This is a genomic window from Amycolatopsis ultiminotia (assembly GCF_039536925.1).
GTDB classification, from domain to species: domain Bacteria; phylum Actinomycetota; class Actinomycetes; order Mycobacteriales; family Pseudonocardiaceae; genus Amycolatopsis; species Amycolatopsis ultiminotia.
In genome coordinates this window covers 9,809-33,176 of record NZ_BAAAZN010000025.1, presented here as the reverse complement: position 1 = coordinate 33,176, position 23,368 = coordinate 9,809, and the positions used below count along the sequence as shown (strand labels likewise).

14 protein-coding genes, 1 tRNA gene and 1 pseudogene are annotated in these 23,368 nt (G+C 70.8%); 6 read left to right on the top strand and 10 right to left on the bottom strand.

Features of this window, described 5'->3' with window-relative positions:
• Positions 1 to 214 precede the first annotated feature (214 nt).
• The 8 genes from ABD793_RS37625 to ABD793_RS37590 form a co-directional block, all read right to left on the bottom strand.
• Positions 215 to 478: a hypothetical protein gene (locus ABD793_RS37625; protein ID WP_344868272.1), complete on the bottom strand. Its 264-nt coding sequence runs from the start codon at positions 476 to 478 to the stop codon at positions 215 to 217.
• A 62-nt stretch (positions 479 to 540) separates the two neighbouring features.
• Entirely contained in the window at positions 541 to 1,191 is a 651-nt protein-coding gene (locus tag ABD793_RS37620) for a DUF8010 domain-containing protein (protein ID WP_344868271.1), read from the bottom strand.
• Positions 1,184 to 1,606 carry an acyl-CoA thioesterase gene (locus tag ABD793_RS37615; protein WP_344868270.1) on the bottom strand — a complete coding sequence of 141 codons (423 nt, stop codon included), beginning with the start codon at positions 1,604 to 1,606 and terminating at the stop codon, positions 1,184 to 1,186. The genes ABD793_RS37620 and ABD793_RS37615 overlap by 8 nt, the downstream gene beginning before the upstream one ends.
• Complete coding sequence (locus ABD793_RS37610) at positions 1,603 to 6,585, bottom strand: NAD-glutamate dehydrogenase (protein ID WP_344868269.1); 4,983 nt, start codon at positions 6,583 to 6,585, stop codon at positions 1,603 to 1,605. The genes ABD793_RS37615 and ABD793_RS37610 overlap by 4 nt, the downstream gene beginning before the upstream one ends.
• Positions 6,586 to 7,282: 697 nt before the next feature.
• Entirely contained in the window at positions 7,283 to 9,928 is a 2,646-nt protein-coding gene (locus tag ABD793_RS37605) for a hypothetical protein (RefSeq protein WP_344868268.1), read from the bottom strand.
• A 20-nt stretch (positions 9,929 to 9,948) separates the two neighbouring features.
• Positions 9,949 to 11,625: an energy-dependent translational throttle protein EttA gene (gene ettA / locus ABD793_RS37600; RefSeq protein WP_344868267.1), complete on the bottom strand. Its 1,677-nt coding sequence runs from the start codon at positions 11,623 to 11,625 to the stop codon at positions 9,949 to 9,951.
• A gap of 103 nt (positions 11,626 to 11,728) precedes the next feature.
• Entirely contained in the window at positions 11,729 to 13,747 is a 2,019-nt protein-coding gene (locus tag ABD793_RS37595) for a bifunctional copper resistance protein CopD/cytochrome c oxidase assembly protein (protein ID WP_344868265.1), read from the bottom strand.
• Positions 13,748 to 13,795: 48 nt separating this feature from the next.
• Complete coding sequence (locus ABD793_RS37590) at positions 13,796 to 14,962, bottom strand: MFS transporter (RefSeq protein WP_344868264.1); 1,167 nt, start codon at positions 14,960 to 14,962, stop codon at positions 13,796 to 13,798.
• Positions 14,963 to 15,038: 76 nt separating this feature from the next.
• On the opposite strand from ABD793_RS37590, the pseudogene ABD793_RS37585 reads away from it, so the two are divergent.
• The 4 genes and pseudogenes from ABD793_RS37585 to ABD793_RS37570 all read left to right on the top strand — a co-directional run.
• Positions 15,039 to 15,635, top strand: a pseudogene (locus ABD793_RS37585) (LacI family DNA-binding transcriptional regulator); the annotation flags it as partial.
• A 153-nt stretch (positions 15,636 to 15,788) separates the two neighbouring features.
• A complete protein-coding gene (locus ABD793_RS42905) occupies positions 15,789 to 16,904 on the top strand; it encodes a substrate-binding domain-containing protein (protein ID WP_425548836.1) in 1,116 nt (371 codons plus the stop codon).
• Positions 16,905 to 17,189: 285 nt separating this feature from the next.
• Positions 17,190 to 17,564, top strand: a complete 375-nt coding sequence (locus ABD793_RS37575; RefSeq protein WP_344868389.1) for a peptidase inhibitor family I36 protein — start codon at positions 17,190 to 17,192, stop codon at positions 17,562 to 17,564.
• Between the two features lie 2,229 nt (positions 17,565 to 19,793).
• Positions 19,794 to 19,867: transfer RNA gene (locus tag ABD793_RS37570), tRNA-Arg, on the top strand.
• A 297-nt stretch (positions 19,868 to 20,164) separates the two neighbouring features.
• On the opposite strand, the gene ABD793_RS37565 is transcribed toward ABD793_RS37570, so the two are convergent.
• On the bottom strand, positions 20,165 to 20,359 hold the full coding sequence (locus tag ABD793_RS37565; RefSeq protein ID WP_344868263.1) for a hypothetical protein: 195 nt from the start codon (positions 20,357 to 20,359) through the stop codon (positions 20,165 to 20,167).
• A gap of 538 nt (positions 20,360 to 20,897) precedes the next feature.
• A complete protein-coding gene (locus ABD793_RS37560) occupies positions 20,898 to 21,332 on the bottom strand; it encodes a nitroreductase family deazaflavin-dependent oxidoreductase (RefSeq protein WP_344868262.1) in 435 nt (144 codons plus the stop codon).
• Between the two features lie 642 nt (positions 21,333 to 21,974).
• Between ABD793_RS37560 and ABD793_RS37555 the strand changes: the two genes are divergently transcribed.
• Both ABD793_RS37555 and ABD793_RS37550 read left to right on the top strand, forming a co-directional pair.
• A complete protein-coding gene (locus ABD793_RS37555; RefSeq protein ID WP_344868260.1) occupies positions 21,975 to 22,715 on the top strand; it encodes a thioesterase II family protein in 741 nt (246 codons plus the stop codon).
• Between the two features lie 50 nt (positions 22,716 to 22,765).
• Positions 22,766 to 23,092 carry a YciI family protein gene (locus ABD793_RS37550; RefSeq protein ID WP_344868259.1) on the top strand — a complete coding sequence of 109 codons (327 nt, stop codon included), beginning with the start codon at positions 22,766 to 22,768 and terminating at the stop codon, positions 23,090 to 23,092.
• Positions 23,093 to 23,368 lie beyond the last annotated feature (276 nt).

The following is a 23,368-nucleotide window of genomic DNA, read 5'->3' as shown; positions in this document are numbered from 1 at the left end:
GGAAACCGGCGGGCACGATGATCGGGGTACGCCGAATCAGATATCCAGCTGAGACACCCGGTATCGACACTACCCGCCGAGGCAAGGGGCGAGCGGGCTCAGCCACGGGCGACCACGGTATGGACAAGCTCCGTGTGCACAGGGTCCGGGCGCACAAGCTCTGCGTGGACGGGCTCCGTACGCACAGGGAAGGTCGGCCCGTTCACCGCCGCGGTCAGCCCTGCTGACCGCCGCCCGGGTCCCCGCCGCCGTTCGCGGCGTCGGCCACCGACATGGCAATCCACGCGGCGAAAAGCCCTGCCTGCACGTACGGCGCGGCCTCCCCCACCGCACGCACCGCGGCCCGAGCCCGGCCGGGCTCGCGCTCCGGTCGTTCCGGTTGCGGGGCGTCCGCCGGACGGTCGGTGCGCCACGGCGTCTCCTCGGCCCGGACCTGGGCGAGGAAATCCGCGGTGGGATCACCCTCGGGATCGCTCATGCCCTCACCATGACACCGCGCGCGATCGCCCGCCACCACTGGCAAGGAAACCGAAAGGACTTCTAGAACAGCAGGGGCAGCAGCGCGTGCCGCCGCTTGAGCACCGCGCCGTAGCGCGCGTCGAGCCGCAACCAGGAGTCGGTGGCGGTCACCCGCACCACGTCGCCGTCGATCGACGAGTCGAACAACCCCATCCCGGACAACGCGAACAGGCAGCGCATCTGCACCTTGACCTCGAGGTCGGCGCCGGTCACGGTGAGCACCGCCTGGTCCATCAGCGACGACGGCGGCGTGCCGTGCGGGCCCGCGTTGTCCCGGGCGAGCGTGACCCCGCGGTCGGCCAGGTCCGACACGATCCCCACCGGCAGCTCGTCCACCAGCTGCCACCGCCCGGCCACCGGAAGCTCGCCGTGCCACAGCAGATCGCGGGCGGGCCCCGGATCCATCACCTCGCCGCCGGCGACGGTGAGCGCGGCCAGCAGCTCGCTGCCGGACACCGTGACGTCGGCGGGCGTGACGGTCCCCGCCACCGCGCGGGTGGCAAGGACCTCGAACGGCGTGGCCGTCCACGCCTCCACGATCTCTTCGCCCGGCCGGCTGCCGCTGCGCCGGCGCAGCCGCACCGCGGTGCTCCCGTCCAGGCGCACCGCGCGGGCCACGAACGCGCCCAGCGTTTCCCGGTCCGCCGCGTCCGGGATCCGCAGTTCAGGCATCGGCGAACACCCGCTTGAGGAATTCGCTCTCCGCCTCGGTGAGCCGCCGGGGACGCAGTTCGACGGTGTCATACGGCGCGAGCACCGTTTCCGCGGTCACCGCGACCGGATCGGTCTCGTCCGGGCCGGTGTGCACCCGGTAGCCGAGCGTCACGGTCGCCGCCTTCAGCTCGGTGAGCGTGATCTCCACCCGCACCGAGGCATCCGGGGTGACCACGATCGGCGTCCGGTAGTGCACCGCGAGCTTCACCACCACGACGCCCTTCGGCAGTTCGGTGAGGCCCTCCTTCACCGCTTCGCCGAACAGCACCGGGATTCGCGCCTCTTCGAGCAGCGTGACCAGATTGGCGTGGTTGACGTGCCCGTACACGTCCATGTCCGACCACCGCGGACGGACGTGATTGACATAGGTCACCGCACAGTGCTCCGGATCTGACGCGCGGCCACGGACAGCGTGGCGAGGTCGAGCCGCCCGGAGCGGGTGATCTCGTCCAGCGCCACGCGCGCCCGCGAAAGCCGCGAAGCGTTGGCTTTCTCCCACTGCGCGATCTGCTCGTCGACGGACCGGTCCTGATCGCTCTGCCGCAACGCGTCGAGCGTGATCGCCCGCAAAGAACCGTACACGTCGTCCCGCAGCGCCAGCCGCGCGAGGGCGTGCCAGCGGTTGCCCCGCTCCAGCGTGCTGATCTCGGTGAGCATCTTGTCGACGTCGAGGTGGTCCGAGAGCGCGAAGTACAGCTCGGCGGTGTCCGCCGGGGTGTGCGTCGCGTCGAGACCGACCTGCTGCTCGGCCAGCTCCGCCACCTCGACCACGTCGAGCAGGCCGTAGCTGTGCAGCAGCAGCGCCACCCGGCGGGCCAGGTCCGCGGGCACGCCGTCCTCGACGTAGGCCGCCGCGTCCTGCTCCACCGACTCCAGTTCGCGTCCGCGCAGCAGATCACCCAGCTTCGGGACGAGTTCGCCGAGGAACGCCCCGAACCGGCTGATCTCCGCCAGCGGCGCGAGCGGCTGCGGGCGGTTGGTCAGGAACCAGCGTGCGGCCCGGTCCAGCAACCGCCGCGTCTCCAGCACCATCCGGTCCGCGACCGCGGTCGGCACCACGTTGTCCAGCGCGTCGATCTCCGCCCACAGCTTCGGCAGGTCGTAGACGTGCGTGACCACGGCGTAGGCGCGCATCGCGTCGGTGGCGGTCGCGTTCATCTCCTCCATCAGCCGGAAGACGAACGAGATGCCGCCACCGTCGATCAGCTCGTTGGTCACCAGCGTGGTGATGATCTGGCGGCGCAGCGGGTGCTGGGCGATCGCGTCGGCGAACCGTTCCCGCAGCGGCTCCGGGAAGTACTCCGGCAGCCGCCGGGCGAACACCTCGGAATCGGGCAGGTCCGAGCCGAGCAGCTCGTCCTTGAGGTCGAGCTTCACGTGCGCGAGCAGCGTCGCCAGCTCCGGCGAGGTGAGCCCCTCGCCCGCCTTCTCCAGCGCGCGGAACTGCGTGTTGCCCGGCAGTGCCTCGAGCTTGCGGTCGAACGCGCCCTTGGCCACCAGCGCGGCGACCTGCCGCGCGTGCACCGACACCATCGGCTGCGCGTGCGCCCGGCTCACCCCGAGCACTGCGTTCTGCCGGTAGTTGTCCGCCAGCACGAGTGCGCCGACCTCGTCGGTCATCTCCCCGAGCAGCTCGTTGCGCCGGGTGTGCTCGAGAGCGCCGCCTGCCACCAGGTGGTCCAGCAGGATCTTGATGTTCACCTCGTGGTCGGAGCAGTCCACCCCGGCGGAGTTGTCCAGCGCGTCGGTGTTGATCTTGCCGCCCGCCCTGGCGAACTCGATCCGGCCGAGCTGGGTGAGTCCGAGGTTGCCGCCCTCGCCGACCACCTTGACCCGCAGCTGGTTGCCGTTCACCCGGATCGCGTCGTTGGCCTTGTCGCCGGCGTCCGCGCTGGTCTCCGCCTCGGCCTTGACGTAGGTGCCGATGCCGCCGTTCCACAGCAGTTCGACCGGCGCCAGCAGGATCGCCTGGATCAGGTCCATCGGCGCGAGCTGGGTGACGCTCTCGTCGAGCCCGAGTGCCCGGCGCACCGGCGCCGAGACCGGGATGGTCTTCGCCGAGCGCGGGTAGATCCCGCCACCAGCGCTGATCAGCGAACGGTCGTAGTCGTCCCAGGACGAGCGAGGCAGGTCGAACAGCCTGCGCCGCTCGGCGAACGAGGCCGCCGCGTCCGGTTCCGGGTCGAGGAACACGTGCATGTGGTTGAACGCGGCGACCAGCCGGATGTGCTCGGACAGCAGCATCCCGTTGCCGAAGACGTCGCCCATCATGTCGCCGATGCCGACCACGGTGAAGTCCTCGGTCTGGGTGTCCTTGCCCAGCTCGCGGAAGTGCCGCCGCACGCTCTCCCATGCGCCCTTCGCGGTGATGCCCATGGCCTTGTGGTCGTAGCCGACCGAACCGCCGGAGGCGAACGCGTCGCCGAGCCAGAAGCCGTACTGCGCGGAGACCTCGTTGGCGATGTCGGAGAACTTCGCGGTGCCCTTGTCCGCGGCGACCACGAGATAGCTGTCGTCGGCGTCGTGCCGCACCACGTCCGGCGCCGGCACCGTGCGGCCCTCGACCCGGTTGTCGGTGAGGTCCAGCAGACCGGAGATGAACATGCGGTAGCACGCGATGCCCTCGGCGAGCTGCGCTTCGCGGTCGAGCCCGGTGTCGCCGGTCGGCGCCGGCGGCCGCTTCACCACGAAGCCGCCCTTCGCGCCCACCGGCACGATCACCGCGTTCTTCACCGCCTGCGCCTTGACCAGGCCGAGGATCTCGGTGCGGAAGTCCTCCCGCCGGTCCGACCAGCGCAACCCGCCGCGGGCCACCTCGCCGAAGCGCAGGTGCACCCCCTCGACCCGGGGCGAATACACGAAGATCTCGAACTTCGGGCGCGGTTCGGGCAGGTCCGGCACGCCGCTCGGATCGAGTTTGAAGGCCAGGAACGGGCGCCGGTGGCCGTCGGTGTCGCGCACGTGGTAGTTGGTCCGCAGGGTCGCGTTGACGACCGCCATCAGCCTGCGCAGGATCCGGTCCTCGTCGAGGCTGGTGACCTCGTCGATCATCGCCGTGATCTCCGCGACCAGCGTCTCCTGCCTGCTTTCACGGTCCACATCGGACAGTTGCGGATCGCAGCGGATCTCGACCAACCGCAGCAGCTTCGTCGCCACCTGGGTGTGCTTGACCACGGTGTTCTCGATGTAGGACTGGGAAAACGGACTGCGGGCCTGCTGCAGGTAGCGCGAGTAGGCGCGCAGCACGGCCGCCTGCCGCCAGGTCAGCCCGGCGCGCAGCACGAGCGCGTTGAACCCGTCCACCTCCGCGTCGCCGCGCCAGGAGGCGTGGAAGGCCTCCTGGAACCGTTCGCGCAGCTCGTCCGCTGCCGCGGCGTCGCCGTTTTCCAGCCACTTCGGATCGATGCGCAGGCCGAAGTCGTAGATCCAGCTGGCGCCGCCGTCCTCGCGGAACAGCTCGTACGGCCGCTCGTCGACCACCTCGACGCCCATGGCCTGCAACACCGGCAACACCTTGGACAGCGTCACGCCCTCGCCGCGCAGGTACAGCTTGAACCGCCGCTCCCCCGGTCCGGCGGTGGCGGGCAGGTAGAAGGACTGCGCGAGATCGCCCTCGTCCACCAGCGTGTCCAGCCGGCGGAGGTCGGCCAGCGCCTCGTCCGCGGTGAAGTCCTCCTTGTAGGCCTCCGGGAACACCGCGCCGAACCGCTGACCCTGGTCGGCCGCGGACTCCTCGCCGACCACACCGAACGGGCCGCCGTCGCCGGCCCGCTCACGGCGTTCGGCGAGGATCGTTTCCACCAGCCGGTCGTCCCAGCTGCGCACGACCGTGTTCAGCCGCTCCTGGATGCGCAGGGTGTCCGGTTCGACCCGGCTCGCCGGATCGGTGTGCACCATGAAGTGCACCTGCGCGAGCAGGGTTTCGCCGACCCGCGCGCTGTACTCCAGCTGCGTGCCCTCCAGTGCCTCCAGCAGCACCTCCTGCATCGCGAGCCGCGAACGCGTGGTGTAGCGGTCGCGGGGCAGGTAGACCAGGCACGAGTAGAACCGGCCGTACGGGTCGCGGCGCAGGAACAACCGCAGCCTGCGCCGGTCCGACAGCGTGATCGCGCCGGTCGTGGTGGCGTAGAGGGAATCCGAGTCGGCGGAGAACAGGTCGGCCCGCGGCCAGTTCTGCAGCACTTCCAGCATCCGCTGGCCGGAGAAGGACTCCATCGGGAAGCCGGCGCGGTGGATCACCTCGCGCACGCGCTTGCACACCACCGGGATGTCGAGCACGTTCTCGTGCAGCGCGGTGGTGGTGAACATACCGAGGAACCGGTGCTCACCGGTGACCCTGCCCTCGTCGTCGAAGGTCTTCACGCCGACGTAGTACGGGTACACCGGGCGGTGCACGGTCGAGGGCGCGCCGGCCTGGGTGAGCACCAGCAGGGTCGGCGCGAGCGCGTTGGCCGCGCTGTCCGGTCCCGCGGTGAGGCTGCGGGCGGCAAGGCTGTCCTGGCGCAGCACGCCGAGCCCGGACGCGAGCACCGCACGCAACGCCGGCTCGTCGCTGTCCGGGTGCGGATTCTCGACCAGTTCGTAACGGCGGTAGCCGAGGAAGGTGAAGTGCCCGTCGGCGAGCCAGCGCAGCAACCGGGCGCCTTCGCGGATTTCGCTTTCGGGCAGCTTCGGCGGACTCTGCTCGAGCTCCTCGGCGAGCGAGCACGCCGTCTGCGCCATCTTGTCCGCGTCCTCGACCACCTCACGCACGTCGCCGAGCACGGACGTCAGCCGGTTGTCCAGCTCGCGGGCCCGGTTCGGATCGGTGACCAGGTCGATCTCGAGGTACATCCACGATTCCGCGGTCGAGCCCGCGGGCGGATCGGCCGGATCGGCGTCCGCGTGCAGGCCTTCCAGCTCACCGGTGAGCCCCCGGCTCACCACGACGATCGGGTGCACGATGCGGTGCACCTGCACGCCGTCGCGGGCGAACTCCGCGGTGACGCTGTCCACCAGGTAGGGCATGTCGTCGGTGACGACCTGGACCACGGTCGCCTCGCGGGTCCAGCCGTCCTCGGCCGTGGTCGGGTTGAGCAGCCGCACCGCGGGCCTGCCCGGTATCCGCTGCTTCGCCAGCTGCAGGTGCGAGCGCACCGCGCCGACCAGCGCGACCGGATCGTCGCCGACGATCTCGTCGGCGGGGATGTGCCGGTAGTACAGCCGGATCAGGTCGCCGATCTCCGGTGCCCGAGCCGCCGACGCGGCGATCAGCTCGTCCCGGATCTGCTCCGGGCTGGCTGTGCGGCGGGCGGCGCCGGCGGGCGCAGCGACATCGGTTCCGGACAGGGACGTAGCTCCCGACGAGCTCATTGAGCAACTCTCCAGTGTGCGAGATCGAGACGCGTCCGGCACCACAACGTGGCGGACACCATCACCCTAATCCGCCCGGCCCCGGCTAGTGCGCCGTGGGGAAAGACTTAAGGTTCCCGCGATTGCCTTGCCCGGCAGGGGTTGTCTGCGGGATCGGTTCAGTTACCGGCGGGTCGGTAACGGCCGCCCATCCGGAAACCCCCGGCCCGCCGTCCGCCCGCCCCATCGGCACCCCGCGAAGCCGCCTCGGGATCGGTTCAGACCACCAGGTCCGAACGGCCTCCCGCTACTCCCTCCGCGGCGAGGACCCCCACCCCGGCCGACCGATCGTCGGCACCGGTGGACAGCGGCCCGGCAACGCCCGCCGGAATCGGCAGCACGGCACCGCCGAGGCCCGGACGACGTTGGATATCGGGCGCGCCACGGTGCCCGCCGCGCGGCACCAGGCATCCGCAGCTGAACTCGGTAGCGCCGGAGGAACTGCGTAGCGCCTCGGATCACTTGCCGACCCCGACCGCCGTGCTGGCCGGGATCAGTTGTGTGACGGCCGATTGTGCAGCCCACTGCGCGGCGGGGACCGGCGCGTCGGTTCTCGCTGTGGTGCCGGGATCTTCGTGGTGACCCGGTCGATCGCGCGGTGCCGGGCCACCGCGGCAGCACGACGTCCGGGGAGCCGCAAGACCCGGGAGCGGCGCTGTCAGTCGGTCGTGCGGTGACGGTCTGCGGTGGCGTGTCCGTTGACCGGGCGCTGGGGTTGCTCGTCCTCTGGTCCCAGTCGTTTCACCAGTGCGGCCGCGCTGGCCGTGCCTGCCTGGTGTTCGGCGAGCGCTCGGGCCAGCAGTTCCGCCAGTCCGGCGTCCGCCGCCGGTTCGTCTTCCGCGATGGCTCGCGCATAGCTCTCCGGGAACGGCTGCGCGGACGGGGTCCACTCGTCGACGTCCGCCAGCGGATCGAGCGCCGGGGGCATGCGCAGCCGTGGCAGCCACTGTTCGGCCGCCGGCTCCTCCGACGGTGGCTCGGGTGCCGGCTGCGCGGCGGGCGCCGGCCCGGACGGGTCCTCGGCCGGCACCGAGACGGTCTGTGCTTGCGCGCCGGATTCCGCCGGCTCAGCGAAATCCGGGGCGCTCCGCCCTGACTCGTCCGCGCGGCGGCGGCCGCCCCCGCCGTCGCTCGCGGAGATCCCCAGCCGGTCCAGCACCGACTTCGCGGCAACCGAACCATGCTCGGCGTCGTGCCGCGTCGTACGGCTGCGGGCGTCCCGGCGCGCCTGCTCCTCGCGTGCCCATTCGGCGCTCTCCCACAACGGCGCAGCCGGCTCGTCCGCGGGCGCCGGGGCGAGCGGGAGCTCGGGCAGGATGTCCGACAAATCCGGCATCCGCAACGAAAACCGCGGCGACTCCTCTGCCACCGCAGGCGAAGCGGGCTTCTCCGCACCTTCCCGCACCGCGGGCCGGCCGGCGACCTCCTGCGAGAGCGGCTCGCCCGAGCCGGACCGGTCGGCGGCTTCCCGTGACACGGGCTTCTCCGCCTCTTCGTGCAACGCGTTCCACCGAGCCACTGCACGCGGTGCGGGTCGCTCGGACGCCGTCGGCGGTTCGGCGACCACACGCGGGGCAGCCTCGGCAGGCAAAACCGGCCGCTCGGCCCTTTCCCGTGCGGCAGACCGCTGTGTCACCTCACGCGAGGCAGGCCGCTCAACCACCGCCCGCGAAGCGGGCTTCTCGACCGCTTCGCGTCCCTCGGATGTCGCATGCTGCGTCGACGGTTCCTTCGGCGCCCTCCGGTCCGCTTCCCGATGCGCGGCAGTCCCCGAGGGCTCGCGCGCAGCCGGAACCTCGGCCCGGCGCCCTGACGGTGCCCGCCGTGTCCCCGGCTCCGCGCTCTCCCTGGCCTCCGCCGAACGCCGGGGCGTTTCCGCTGCGGCGTCCCGGCTGAACGGCCGCACCCATCCGGGCAACGCAGCCGGTTTCGCAGCGGCGGGCGCACGCTGTGGCTGGGCTTCCGGCTCCGCGGGCACGGCAGGCAGGACCGTCGTCTGCTCGATCTCCGCCTCCGCCGCAGGCTGTCCGAACGACCACGACGGAGTCTCCTCGGCCGGCGGCTGCTCGTCACGGATCGCAGGCAGCACCGACGTGACCTCCGCGTCGACGCGCGGTTCGACGGCCATCGGCACCGCGCGCCCGTCCCGCGGCGCGGAGGCGGCGAGCACCTCGTCGAGGTCGAACGACGCCAGCTCGCTCGCGCCGAACTCACCGGCAAGCAGACCGCAGGCCTGCCGCCGCGCCCTGGCGTGCCCGTGCTCCGCCGCGCGTGAACGGTGCAGGCAGGCAATGGCTTCCTCGGCACTGCCGAACCGTTCCTCGATCTGCGACAGCTCCAGCCACAGCCGCGCGGTGACGGCGGGCAGGCCATGCCGGTCGGTGGCCGCGATCGCCTCCCCCACCAGCTCCGCGGCCGCCTCACCGGCACCTGCGGGCAGGTGCACCCTCGTCGCCACGGCCAGCCGGAGCCAGGCCGCCGGTGCGACCCCGGCCGCCCGGATCGGCACGCGCAGCATCGGTTCGGCGAAGTCGTAGGCCATTTCGGCATCACCGCGGTCGAGCAGGGTGCTCACCAGCTGCAGCACGAGCCGGATCCGCACGAGCCCGCCGTCGTCGCCCGGCCGGTCCAGCTTCTCCAGGAAGCCGAGGCCGGTACGGGCGGCGTCGGCGGCCGCGGTGAGGTCGCCGTGCCGTCGCCGGTGCGCGGCGGTTCCGTTGCGCAGCAACGCACGCGTGAGCAGCCGGGTGTCCGCATCCAGCGCGTCGTCGGCCACCAGCAGCTTGTCCGCCTCCACCAGTACCCGGTCCAGTTCCGGTTTGCGGCCGAACGGGGCGAGGCAGCCCACGAGGTGGCACAGTGCCTCGGCCCGCACCGCAGACGGCACGTCCTCGGACAGCGCCGGACGCAGGGCGGCCAGCCCCATCAGCGGCACACCCAGGCTGCGGGCGCACACCGCCAGGTCGATCCGCAGCCGCGCCGCGGTGCTCGCGTATCCGGCGTGCTCGGCCGCGCGCAGCGCCGCGACCGCCCTGCCGACGGTCCCGCTGCGGTCGCCGACGCGCACGCGGGCGGACACCACGAGGGCTTCCGCCCTGATCCAGTGCCCGTCCGCGCCTGCCGCCTCGGCGAGCGCGGCGGCTCGCTCGCCGAGCACCAGTGCGAGCTCGGGCGCACGCAAGTGCATCGCCTCCGCCCGCCCGATCAGCCGCCCGAGGTCGGCGAGGGTCCCGCCACCGGCAACGGCGGGCCGCCCGTCCGCGATCGCGGACGGGCCGGGCCGGTTGTGCCTGCTGGTCTCCACTCTCCGACCCCTGCCCTCGATCAGTCGCGGGTCAGCTTGCGATGGGTGACCCGGTGCGGGCGCGCAGCATCCGCGCCGAGCCGCTCGACCTTGTTCTTCTCGTAGCCCTCGAAGTTGCCCTCGAACCAGAACCACTTCGACGGGTCCTCGTCGGTGCCCTCCCACGCCAGGATGTGCGTGGCCACCCGGTCGAGGAACCACCGGTCGTGGGAGATCACCACGGCGCAGCCGGGGAACTGCTCGAGCGCGTTCTCCAGCGAGCCGAGGGTTTCCACGTCCAGGTCGTTCGTCGGCTCGTCCAGCAGGATCAGGTTGCCGCCCTGCTTGAGCGTGAGCGCGAGATTGAGCCGGTTGCGCTCGCCGCCGGAGAGCACCCCGGCAGGCTTCTGCTGGTCCGGCCCCTTGAAGCCGAACGCGCTGACGTAGGCGCGCGAGGGCATTTCGGTCTGCCCGACGTGGATGTAGTCGAGCTTGTCCGACACGACCTCCCACACCGTCTTGTCCGGATCGATCCCGCCCCGGTTCTGGTCCACATAGGACAGTTTGACCGTTTCGCCGACCTTGACCCTGCCCGCGTCCGGCTCCTCGAGCCCGACGATGGTCTTGAACAGCGTGGTCTTGCCGACGCCGTTCGGGCCGATCACGCCGACGATGCCGTTGCGCGGCAGGTCGAACGACAGCCCGTCGATGAGCACCCGGTCGTCGAAGCCCTTGCGCAGCTTCTCCACCTCGACCACGACGTTGCCCAGCCGCGGGCCCGGCGGGATCTGGATCTCCTCGAAGTCGAGCTTGCGGTGCTTGTCCGCCTCGGCGGCCATCTCCTCGTAGCGGTCGAGCCGCGAACGGGACTTGGTCTGGCGGGCCTTCGCGTTGGAGCGCACCCAGTCCAGTTCGGTCTTGAGCCGCCTGGCCAGTTTCGCGTCCTTCTTGCCCTGGACCTCGAGGCGTTCGCGCTTCTTCTCCAGGTAGGTGGAGTAGTTGCCCTCGTAGCCGACGACGCGGCCGCGGTCGAGCTCCATGATCCACTGCGCGACGTTGTCCAGGAAGTACCGGTCGTGGGTGACGGCGAGCACGGCGCCGGCGTAGCGGGCGAGGAACTGTTCCAGCCACAGCACGCTCTCCGCGTCCAGGTGGTTGGTGGGCTCGTCGAGCAGCAGCAGGTCGGGCGCGGACAGCAGGAGCTTGCACAACGCGACGCGGCGCCGTTCACCACCGGACAGGTGGGTCACCGGCTCGTCCGGCGGCGGGCAGCGCAGCGCGTCCATCGCCTGTTCGACGGTGGAGTCGAGTTCCCATGCGTCGGAGTGGTCGAGGTCCTCCTGGAGCCCGCCCATCTCCTCCATCAGCTCGTCGCTGTAGTCGGTCGCCATCTGCTCGGCGATCTCGTTGTAGCGGTCGAGCTTCTTCTTGATGTCGCCGAGGCCCTCCTCGACGTTCTGGCGCACGGTCTTGTCCTCGTCCAGCTCCGGCTCCTGCATCAGGATGCCGACGGTCGCGCCCGGTTGAAGGAACGCCTCACCGTTGCTGGCCTGCTCGATCCCCGCCATGATCTTCAGCACGGTGGACTTACCGGCGCCGTTCGGGCCCACCACGCCGATCTTGGCGCCGGGGTAGAACGCGGTGCTGACGTCGTCGAGGATGACCTTGTCCCCGACGGTCTTGCGCACCTTCTTCATGGTGTAGATGAACTCGGCCATGTCAGCGATCGTAGAGTGGGTCCTCCGGCGCCCTGACGGCGGTCACCACCGGCCTACCGAGGGTCACCCCCGGATCACGCGGACGACATCACTTTCCCGCATTTCATTCGACCCGTTTGCCCTGCGCGAGGTCCTTCAGCATCGCGTTGTACGCGGTCAGTTCCTCGTCGCCGGTGTGCTCCTCGCGCCGGTCGCGCCGTTTGGCCTCGCGCTCGTCCGCACGCGCCCACTGCACGAGCAGCGCGATCAGCACGAGCAGCACCGGCACCTCGCCGGACGCCCAGGCGATGCCGCCACCGAGCCGCTGATCGGTGAGCAGATCACCGACCCACGGCAACCGCAGCGAGGTGTAGAACTCGCGCCCGATCACGGTCTGCATGTTCATCAGGATCACGCCGAAGAACGCGTGGAACGGCATGGCGCCGAACATCATGCCGAGCCTGCCGATCGAGGGCAGCCGCCGCGGTGCCGGATCGACGCCGATCACCGGCCAGTAGAAGACGTAGCCGACGAGCAGGAAGTGCGCGTTCATCGCCAGATGCGCCCAGTGGTAGTTCAGCGCGGCGTCGAACAGCCCGGAGAAGTACAGCGCGTAGAACGACCCGACGAACAGCAGCAGCGCGACGATCGGATTGGTCAGGAACCGCGACAGCGGTGAATGCACCGCGGCGAGCAGCCATTCGCGCGGCCCCGGCGGCGCGTCGCGACCGGACGTCGGCAGCGCGCGCAGCGCGAGCGTGACCGGCCCGCCGAGCACCAGCAGCACCGGCGCCACCATCGACAGGAGCATGTGGTTGCCCATGTGCACGCTGAACATCGCGGGTGCGTACCGGCCGATGCCCGACGACGTGGCGAGCAGGATCACCAGGCAGCCGCCGAGCCACGCGACGATCCGGCCGGCCGGCCAGTGGACGCCGCGCTTGCGCAGCCTGCGCACCCCGGCCAGGTAGACCGCGGCGAGTGCGATCGCGAGGGTGCCGTAGACCAGGTCGAACCGCCAGTCGGTGAGCAGCCGCCAGAACGTGGGCGGCCCGTCGAGGTCGTAGCCGATGAGCAGTTCGGTGGTGGCGGGCTGGGTGACCGCGTCCGCGGGCGGCGAAGTGCGGGCGAGCCCGGACGCGATACCGATCGTGACGAACATGATCAGCACCTCGACCGCGGCCAGCCGCAGCAGCTGGCCGCCGCCCTTGCCGTCGACGAGGTTCGCCACGCCGCGCTGCCGTTGCTGGTGGCCGAAGACGCCGAGCAGCAGCAGCGCCACCACCTTGGCGACCACGAGCAGGCCGTAATCGGTGGTGAACAGGTCACCGAGGGTGATCCGGACCAGCGCGTTGACCACGCCGGAAATCGCCATCACGATCCAGCACACCAGTGCGAGCCGGGAGAATCGCCGGGCGGCGAGCGAGAGGTGCTTGCCGCGCCGCCAGCCGAGCGCCAGCAGGGCCAGCAGCCCGCCGACCCACAGCGCGGCCGCGACGAGGTGGAACAGCAGGCTGTTGGTGGCCATGTCGTGCGAACCGCCGCTCGCCGAGTGACCGGTGACCGCCACCGGCACGAGACCGGCGACGGAGACGAAGAACAGCACCGCCGTCCAGCCCCAGCTGAGCACGAGGCGGCAGCCGAGCGCGAGCAGGATCGCGATCAGTGCCGTCCACAGCCACGCCTTCGGCTGTTCGATCGCGTCGACGAGATCCAGCAGTGTCTGCAGGGAAAGGACTTCCCCGAAGGGCTTTCCCGCGCTGTCGGCCGCGGTGAACGCCACCGACAGCACCGAAGCGGCAAACCAGGCCCAGGCGGCGATCCCGGCTGCCCGCACCGCGGCGTAGCCCTCGGGCGCGAGCGTGCCGGATTGCTGTGGTGGAACGAGGAACGCGGCCAGCAGCAGTGAGCCGACGCACACGACCGACGCCGCTTCGGCGAGCACGCGGACGACTGTGACGCCGTAGCGCGTGACCAGGCCCGGATCGGGCAGCCCTGCGATCACGTAGCCGGCGCCACCGGTGAGCGCGACGAGCCCGACCGCGACCACCGCGGCGAGCACGACCCCGACCGAGAGCAACGGCAGCACGCTGGTCCGGCGGCGCGCAGTCGCTTCCGGTTTCGACACAGGTTCCGAGGTCACCTGTCGAGACTAGGACGGACTCACATCCCACGGTACGGGGGTGGGCCGCTAGCCGACCGGCGTGTGATCGCGTCGTGCCGCGCGCGCCGCACCGAGCGCGGCGGGCACAATCAACGCGGCAATCAGGCCGACTATGAGGAACGACACGGACAACGAGGTCGCCTGCGCTATCCCGCCGATCAGCGGCGGCCCGGCAAGGAATCCGGCGTACGCGATCGTCGAGACGAAGGCCAGCTCTCGTTCACCGCCACCGCCGTCGGCGCGTTTCCCGGCGTTTCCCGCCAAACTGAGCGCCAACGGGAACGCTGCGGCGAGCCCGGCTCCAGCGAGCGCGAAGCCGGCGTACGCGAAGCCCTCCGGCGCCAGCGCCGCGACGACCAAGCCAAGCGCGGCGATCCCGGCGCCGCAGGCGAGCGAACGCGTGGCGCCGAACCGTTCCTGAATCCACGCACCTGTCGTCCGCGCAAGCGCCATCGCCAGTGCGAAGCCCGAATAGGCGAGCGCTGCGGGTCCTTCGCCGACGCCGTGCACCGTGACCATCAGCAACGCGGACCAGTCCGAGCTAGCGCCTTCGGCAATCGCCGAACAGAGCGCGACCGACGCCAGCAACCACAGCACAGGCCGTCTGATCGGTGCGCGCGCGGGTGTCTGTTTCCTGGCTTCGTGCGCCGGGCGTCCGCCAGGGACCGCGCGCAGTACGGCAATCAGCACCACCAGCGTCACGGCAGCCGCGACGCTCAGGTGCCTCGCCGGCGACCAGTCCTGCCCAGCTGCCAGCCCGGCGAGCAACGAGCCGGCAAGCGCACCGAAGCTGAACCCCGCGTGCAACGTCGGCATCACGGCTCGGCCCATGCGCCGTTCGACGAGTACACCGGCCACGTTCATCGCCACGTCCAACGCACCGACGCTCGCACCGAGCACGAACAACGCCCCAGCGAGCAGCGGAACCGACGGTGCGAACCCGACGAGCGCGAGCGCGACCGCTGCCACGGCTGTGCTTCCGGCAACCGCCGCGCGTGCCCCGAACCGTTCAGTGAGGCGGCCGGCGAGCGGGGCACCGCACAGCATCCCGACACTCGCACCGAGCAAAGCGAGCCCGAAGATGCCCGGCGGTGCGGCTACCTGCGCGGCGATTGCGGGCGTACGGGGCGCCCAAGAACCGAGCGCTGCCCCGTTGAGTGCGAAGACCGTGAAGACCGCTGTCCGATCGCGCACCGCATCGTTCCCTCCGCTCGCTGCCTCAGGATGGCTTAAGCGCTTCAGGAAATCCAGGCCGCGCTATGCTCCGCCGATGAGCAGTACCCGGCGGCGCCGCCCGACGCTGGATCACGTCGCGGAGGCGGTCGGGGTTTCGCGCGCCACAGTTTCCAACGCGTACAACCGCCCGGACCAGCTGTCGGCGAAGCTGCGGGAGCAGATCCTGCGCATGGCGGGGGAACTCGGCTACCCCGGCCCGAACCCGACCGCGCGCAGCCTCGCCACCAGCCGTACCGGCGCTATTGCGTTCCTGCTGGACCAGTCCCTGTCCGCGGCCTTCTCCGACCCGGCACTGTCGATCACGCTGGACGCGCTGGCGAAGACCGTCGACCCCACCGGCAACGCCCTGCTGCTGCTCCCCGGCCGCGAAACACAGGACGGCCCGCCGGCAGAACGCGTACTGGCCGCACAAGCGGACATCGCGGTCGCGTACTCACTGGCCGACGGAACGGCCGCACTGGACGCTGTGCACGCCCGCGGACTCCCCCTGGTGGTCATCGACCAACCCCCGCTACCGGCAACCGCCCGCGTGGGCTGCGACGACCGCGGAGGCGCCGAACAGGCCGCCCGCCACCTCCTGGAACTGGGCCACCGCCGGTTCGGAATCCTCTCCGCCCCACGACTGTCGAGCACCCTGCCCCCCTCCGCCGAGCCGGCCATCCCGACCGCAACCCGCGCCCCCGGCAGCGACCTCGCACCCACCGCCCAGCCGCCGACCGCACCTCGCGAGTCCGGGGCTGGGGCCGGGGCCGGGGCCGGGGCTGGGGCTGGGGCTGGGGCCACCGTGGATCCGGCCATCACGCCCGCAACCCACAAGTTCAGCACCGGGCACACCACCAGCCCCGGGCCGACGCCTGCCGACCCCCGCACCGGCCTTGCAACCACCACCGAGCCGCCGACCGGCAGCCGCGAGCCCAGCACCGCCCCCGCAACCACCACCGAGCCAAACCTCTCGACAGCAACCCGCGATCCCGGCAGCAGCCTCACACCCACCACTGCGCCGCCGACCGCGCCCCGCGAGTCCGGGACCGGGACCGCCATCGATCCGGCCATCACGCCCGCAACCCGCAAGTCCGGCACCGGGCACACCGCCCCCAGCCCGAACGAGACCGCTCCAACCCCACCCCCCGCTGACCGAACCCCCGTCACCGACACTCCAGCCTCCGGCGACGACGCAACCCCGACCTCACCGGACCCCATCACGCCGTCCACCGAGCGTGGCACTCCTTCACCAACCTCACCGCCGCCTTCCACAACCACCTCCTCCGGCTCCCCTCCGTCTCCCGACGCCAGCACCGCTCACAGCGCTACGTCGTCTTCCGCCCCCTCCGACGCCACTCCCGTCGGCGCCCCTTCTCCCGGCGCCACGACCGCCGTTCCGCAAGCCACACCGTCTTCCTCCCCCGACGCCCCTCCATCCCACGCCGCGCCACCTCGTTCCGCGCTCGAATCCGCACGGGCCAGCGCTTTCCGCGGCACCCGCGAGCGCCTGGCCGGCTACCTCGAGACCCTCGCGTCCGCCGGCGTCACCGACATCACCGTGTCCGAGGCGCCCTGGCTCTCCGCGTCGACGGCGCGCGCCAGCGCGACCGAGCTGCTCACTGCCCCGTCCCGGCCGACCGCACTGCTGTGCATGTCGGACCAGCTGGCCTTCGCCGCCATCGCCGCCGCCCGGCAGTTGGGCCTGCGAGTTCCGCAGGACGTGTCGATCGTCGGCTTCGACGACACCCCGCAGGCATCCTGGTCCGAGCCGCCGCTCACCACTGTCCGCCAGGATCTGGCAGGCAAGGGCCGCACCGCGGGCGACCTCGTCCTGCGGCTCCTCGACGGCGAATCCGCACCCCCGCCGATCGAACTCCCGGTGTCGCTCGTCATCCGGGAAAGCACCACCGCGATTTAGCAAGACCGTTCACCGATCTGTGGAAAACTCGTCCCATTCGGGCTGCGCGCAACTACTTATCCACAGAAGCAGGAATCCCTGCAGACAAACTCCCTCCCGCCCGCCATGGTGGAAACCACACCGAATTCCACGGCGGTCGCCCCGACCGCCCGCAGAGGGGAAGTTTCCGCAATGTCCCGACACCCGCGTCCGTCCCTGTCCGTGTTCACCGGCCACCCGGGCCGGTCCGCGCGGCTACCGCGCCGCACGCTGCGGGCCCGTCTGCCGCAGGTCATCCTGCTGGCCATGGCAGGCTTTCTCACGAGCGCAGGCGTCGCACAGGCCACGCCGCAACTCCCGCCCGGCGCTGCCGAAGCCACCGCGACTCCACCCGCTCCCCCGGCACCGGCGTGCGCGGCAGGCGAATTCTGCCTGTGGGGAGATGAAAACTATTCCGGCACCGCCCAGATCTACGACCTGCGCACCGCCAACCCCGGCGAGTGCATTCCGCTGCCGGAAGGTTTCGGAGCCCATTCGTTCGGCAACCGGCTGACCCGGGACGTCACGATCTATCAAGGCGCGGACTGTTCGACCGAAGGTGACTTCACCACCTATCCGGGTGACGGCACTTACGTTCCGCAATCCCCTTTCGTGGTCCGCGCCATCCAGATCTGGGAATGACCCCGGACCGGGACCACCGAACCGGCTAGCTCCAGGCCGAGTCGACTCGCGGCCGTTCGCCGGTCCCGGGGGCCGCAGCCCCGAGCGGCCCCAGCCCGTGGGCGCGCTTCCCGCACCTGCCGCGCCCACGGGCACCCAACACCTCGCCTCCCGGACCCGGCCCCCGACCCAGGCCCGGGAGGCGAGGCCCCTCCTCCCACCAAGCGCCACCGCCATCAGCACCCACCACGAACCACCTGCCGCCACTTCCCCCGCGCCCACCTCCCCTCACCACTCCGACCCCGCGCCCACGCTCCCCTCACCACGCCCAGTCCATGCCCACACCCACGCTCCCTCACCACGCCCAGTCCATGCCACCCACACCCACCAGCGTCCTGCCCACTCTCGCGTCCCTGCAGCACCAGGCGCTCCCCGCCCAACCAGCCGTTACCGCATCGCCCCACGACCATCCGACCTCTTGCACCGCCACGCCTTCGTCCGGCCAACCAGTCCCGCACCGCGTCCGACCAGCCATCACCGCCCCACCGTCCTGCCGCTACATCGCCACACCATCGACCCACCATTCCCGCAGCACGCCCAACCAACCGTCACCGCACCGCCACGTCACCGTCCAGCCCCTACACCGCCGACCTTCGTCCCACCAGCCGCACCCGCATCGCGTCCCACCAACCACTCCCGCACCGCCGCACCACCGTCCCTCCAACCACTCCCACACCGCGCCCCACCAACCACTCCCACATCGCCGCACCACCATCCCTCAACCACCCCCACACCACGTCCCATCAACCGTCACTCCCGCCCGGCTGGCCGCTACGCCGCCAGCCTTGGTCCGACCGGCCTCCTGCGCTGCCGAGCCCATCGCCCAGCCGTCCTTGCACCCACCGTCCAACCAGCTGTCCCACTCCGCCCCGTCCAACCAACCCGTCGCCGGCACCACCGCACCGTTCGCCACCCAACCGGCTGTCATCGCGCCACTGGCCTCATCACCCAAACCGCTGCCATCCACCCCAGCCCGGCGCCACCAAGCCCCTCGCCGCGTGACCGCTTCCCCACACTGCGGACCTCTCATCACCCAACTCCGCCGTCGACCCGGCCCGCACACCGCGCCCCCCGCCCAACCTTCGTCGTCCCCACACCACCAGGCCACCACCCCCGCGGCCATGCCTCACGACCCGCGCGCCCAGCACGCTCAGCCCTACCGCCGCCGCCACGACAGCCGCGACCACCTCAGCCCGACAAGGACCAGCCACTACTGACGACGCCCGCACACCCCAGCCGCACGGATTCTCCGCTGCCCATGACCAATCGGCAGCCGACGATCGCCCGAAGGTTCACCGGCCCACGGACCCAAACCCGCGACGTTGCGATTCACAGCCTCCGGCTCCAACCGGCTGTCTCGAAGCGTCACCCCTGGCGACTCACCGGCCGACTGCATACCGCTCCGACACGCCAGCGACCCGCATACCCCCGGACGCTGCGACTGCGATTGCCTTCGTCCGAGACTTCGCCCGCCAACACCCATCCCAGCCGCAACCGGAGACTGCTCGACCCATCTCCCCAGAGATCCCCGTGAAAACCACCCGTCAAGAACGACCGTCGGCCAACCACCCGAAGCGTCCGTTCCACTTCTCCGCTTCACCGCGCCCACAAACACCCGTCCCGGTCACCCCACCTCGCCCCCGAAGCATCCGAACCCACTGCATGCCGCTCACTCAACCGACCTACCCACAACAAGCCACGCACAGGACCCACCCACGACATCCGGTCCGCGACACCTCGCAACAACACCCGACCCGACAACACCGCAGTCCACCGCCATTCACCGCCCGCGGATACTCCCGGTCCGACCACCCGCCACGCAGCACCGGACGCCATCGCCCGGCGGCCCCGTCCGCCAACGCGCCGAACGCCCGAGCCCCGGGCAGCCAAGCCTGCCGACCGCTCACCACGACACCCGCCGTCCCAGCCTCGGGACACCCATTCGCCAGGAGGCACCCTGTGCAACCGACCCACCACACACCGCACGACATCGCGCATCGCCCGTGGGCCATCCCGGCGCACCCGCACCGGGGCCGTTCCGCGGCGTGCGGGCACAACACGCGCAATCGCCCTGCGCATACGGCAAATCCGGAGGGCCAAACCTGAAACGATCCGACGGTGTCAAACGATCGAGAGAATGGTGGTGGCTAAGCTGCAACTGCTGGCAAGCAGCAACCGTCGCCAGCCCGAGCCCTCGTAGCTCAGCCGGATAGAGCAAGAGCCTTCTAATCTCTAGGTCGCAGGTTCGAGTCCTGCCGGGGGCACAACGGGCCTGGTCGAAGCGCGTTTCGGCCAGGCCCCGCGGCGGCCACACCACCCCGTCCGCCGCCAGGACGAACAAACCGGGGCACCGCCGAGCGCAGCGTGATCACCAGCGGAAACGCCGAGAAGCACGGCAACCGCACCCGAACGGCTGCTACTCCTCCGCGATCCGGCTCGCCACCCCGCGCGCAGCACGCTTGCGGCCACAGTGGACATCGCCCGGCAAGGCCGGTCGCCGGACCTGCATGCGGCCGAACGGCTCAACGCGACCGGACCGATCTCCACTTGAGACACACCCGTTACCTCGCGTCCCGGAAAACCCCCGCCACCACCGCATTCTCCTCGGAACACTCAAAGGAATCCGCGTGAACCACCCCAATCCACTGCCCGGTCGCCGAGCCCGGAACCGTGCCGCGCGGGCGGTGTTCGACGAAGCCCGGCGGGCCGGCCTCGTCCGGCGCCATCTCCTCAAGCTGCAGCACTTTGCCGCCCATCCACCCGCCATCGCGCACCACGCGTCGCCATCACCGCAGGCAACACAACAACAGCCGGGAAGGTTCGTCACTGCCGGAGAACCGGCCCGCGAGGCAGAAGACCTCGCGCCCCACACGACAGAGGACAGCGCGGCCGATGACCACGCGCCGCGCAGGACCGACCTCCCCGAGTCACGGAGGGCCGAGAGCCAAGGGACGCCGGAGACAGTAGGCACCGCCTCACGCCGGACAGCGAGCGGCAAGACCTACCGGGCCCCGACCGGTGTACGGCGGAGGACAGGAGCCCACCGCATGCCCGAGCAGCTTCCCCTGGACTTTTCTCACCCGAACGAGTTAGCCGCAGGATCACCCCGCCACCAGCAGGATCGGGCGGCGTGAGATGCCCGGCGCTCCCGACCTCCACAGACGATTCCGTTGGCACGCGCCAATCTCACGGCGGGCGCCGCACCGGGTGCCGACCCGGGAGCACCCGGCCGGCCACGATCACGCCACGCCGGGTGCTGCGGCAGCAGTCTGCCGCAGCACCCGGCCGTGGACGTCAGGCCTTCGGTTCGAGCAGGAACACCGGGATCAGCCGGTCGGTCTTCGTCTGATATTCGGCGTACGGCGGGAATGCCGCGACGGAACGCTCCCACCATTCCGCACGCTCGTCACCCTCGATCTCGCGGGCCACGTAGAGCTTGGTGACCGTCCCGTCCTGCAGGGGGAACTCCGGGTTGGCCTTGATGTTGTAATACCAGACCGGATGCGTCGGGGCACCTCCCTTGGAAGCGACCACGGCGTACCGGCCCTCGTGCTCCACCCGCATCACCGGCGTGTAACGGAGCTTGCCGGATTTCGCGCCCTTCAAGGTCAGCAGCACGACGGGCACGCCCTGCACCTCGACACCATCGGTTGTGCCGGTCTCGAGGATCTTCTTCGTCTGGTCCTGTACCCAGCCAGTCGGGCTGAGTTCCACATCGTTATCGGTCACGCCACGACGAACGCTCAGCCCACGGTGACTATTCCGCCGGTTCGGATGATCTTCGTCTCCTCAGCCCCGGCGCCGGCGACACCCTGCCAAGCACCCTGGGACGGGTCGGCGCACCACCACAACAGTCCTCAACGGACACTAGGCCGAGTCCGGCTTCACGCTTTCCGGCCGGGCACCGGAAAAGCCGTCGAGCCGGAATTGTCTCCATTACTCGAAACCGCCACACCAAGCGCCCGCGGCGCTGTCGAAGCCAATAATGCCACACTTGCCCGATTTCGTGACCCTTTCCGATTCCGGAAAAAAGCAATCCGTAATCACGACGAAGCGGCGCAGGTGCCGAAATTCCCTTCGCCGATCCGAGGCGCAGCGGCAATTGCCGTTCGAGGGATCGGCTGCCAGCCGCTGCTCGTCGCAGTGCAGGCCCGGACAGTCGGCGACTCGGCCGCCCGCCGACGGGTGGCCGAGTCGCCGCCAGGCTGTTCAGCGCAGCCTTCCCGGGACGACCCGGCCAACCTCGTCCCTCGGACCAGAAGCACCAATTCGTCCACAATAGACAGATCATCGACCGCCGTCGGCATGCAACTGCGGCTCCTCGGTCAGTTGATCATCCTGGCCGGTAGGATCTGCCGCCGAGGAGGTGCGATGACCGACGATCTGTGGTTGCGGCGTTACCACCCGGTGGACGACGCCGCGGTCCGCCTGGTCTGCCTGCCGCACGCGGGCGGCTCGGCATCCTTCTTCCACCCGCTGGCGAAGGCAGTCGCGCCGGCGGCCGACGTCGTCGCCGTGCAGTACCCCGGGCGGCAGGACCGGCTGGCCGAGCAGCCGCTGAACTCGGTGGAGGAGATCGCCGACGGCGTCACGCAGGCGTTGCTGCCGTGGCTCGATCTCCCCGTCGTGCTCTTCGGGCACAGCATGGGCGCGACGATCGCGTACGAGGTGGCGCTGCGTCTCGAGGCCCGCGGGACCCGGCCGCGCGCGGTGCTCGTGTCCGGCCGGCGGGCACCGTCCCGCCACGTCGAGAAAACCGTGCACCTGCGCGACGACGACGGATTGCTCGCCGAGCTCGAAAGGCTGGACGGCACCGATGTGCGGGTACTGCAGAACTCCGAAATGCGCGACCTGATCCTGCCCGCCCTGCGTGCCGACTACACCGCCGTCGAGACCTACCGCGAGGACGGCAGCGGCCCGCTCACCGCGCCCATCCACGCGCACACCGGCACCGAAGACCCCGACGCCCCGGTGCACGACGTGCAGGCCTGGGCCGCGCACACCACCGGCGAGTTCACCCTGGACACCTATCCGGGCGGGCACTTCTACCTCACCGACCAGATCGCCGAACTGGCTGCCGCGGTGCGCCGTCAGATCGCCGCCCGCCGGTAGTACCGCCGTGACCAGCCCTTTCGGCACTGTATGCAACGGGGAGACCGATCATGCCGCACTTCGCGCTCCTGGTCTACGAGCGTGCCCCGGGTGGCTTCGCGGACCTGCCTGCGGACGTACTGGCCGCCCACGGCCAGGTCGAAGCCCGGATCACCGCCTCCGGCGGGGCCCTAGTGGCGGGCTACGCGACCCGCTCGGACCAGGACACCTACACACTCCGTGACCGATCGGTGGCCCAGGGCCCGTTCGCGCCGGCCGACGCATCGCTGGCCGGACTCCTGGTCGTGGACGCCAGGGACCTCGAGCACGCAGTGCACATCGCCGACTACATCCCCACCCTCGACGGCGGGGTGGAAGTGCGCCCCCTCCTCGGCTGAGACCGGGCCGGAGCATCCGGAGCATTCAGCCCTGGCCGGACACCTTCGCCGCACACGACCGGAGGTGCTCGCGTTCCGGGAGGCTGCTCGCCCGCTCCACCGCGCGACCCGAGGTACTCACATCCCGCGAGGCTGCTCGCCCGCTCCACCGCGCGACCCGAGGTACTCACATCCCGCGAGATTGCTCGCCCGCTCCCCGCGCGACCCGAGGTACTCACATCCCGCGAGATTGCTCGCCCGCTCCCCGCGCGACCCGAGGTACTCACATCCCGCGAG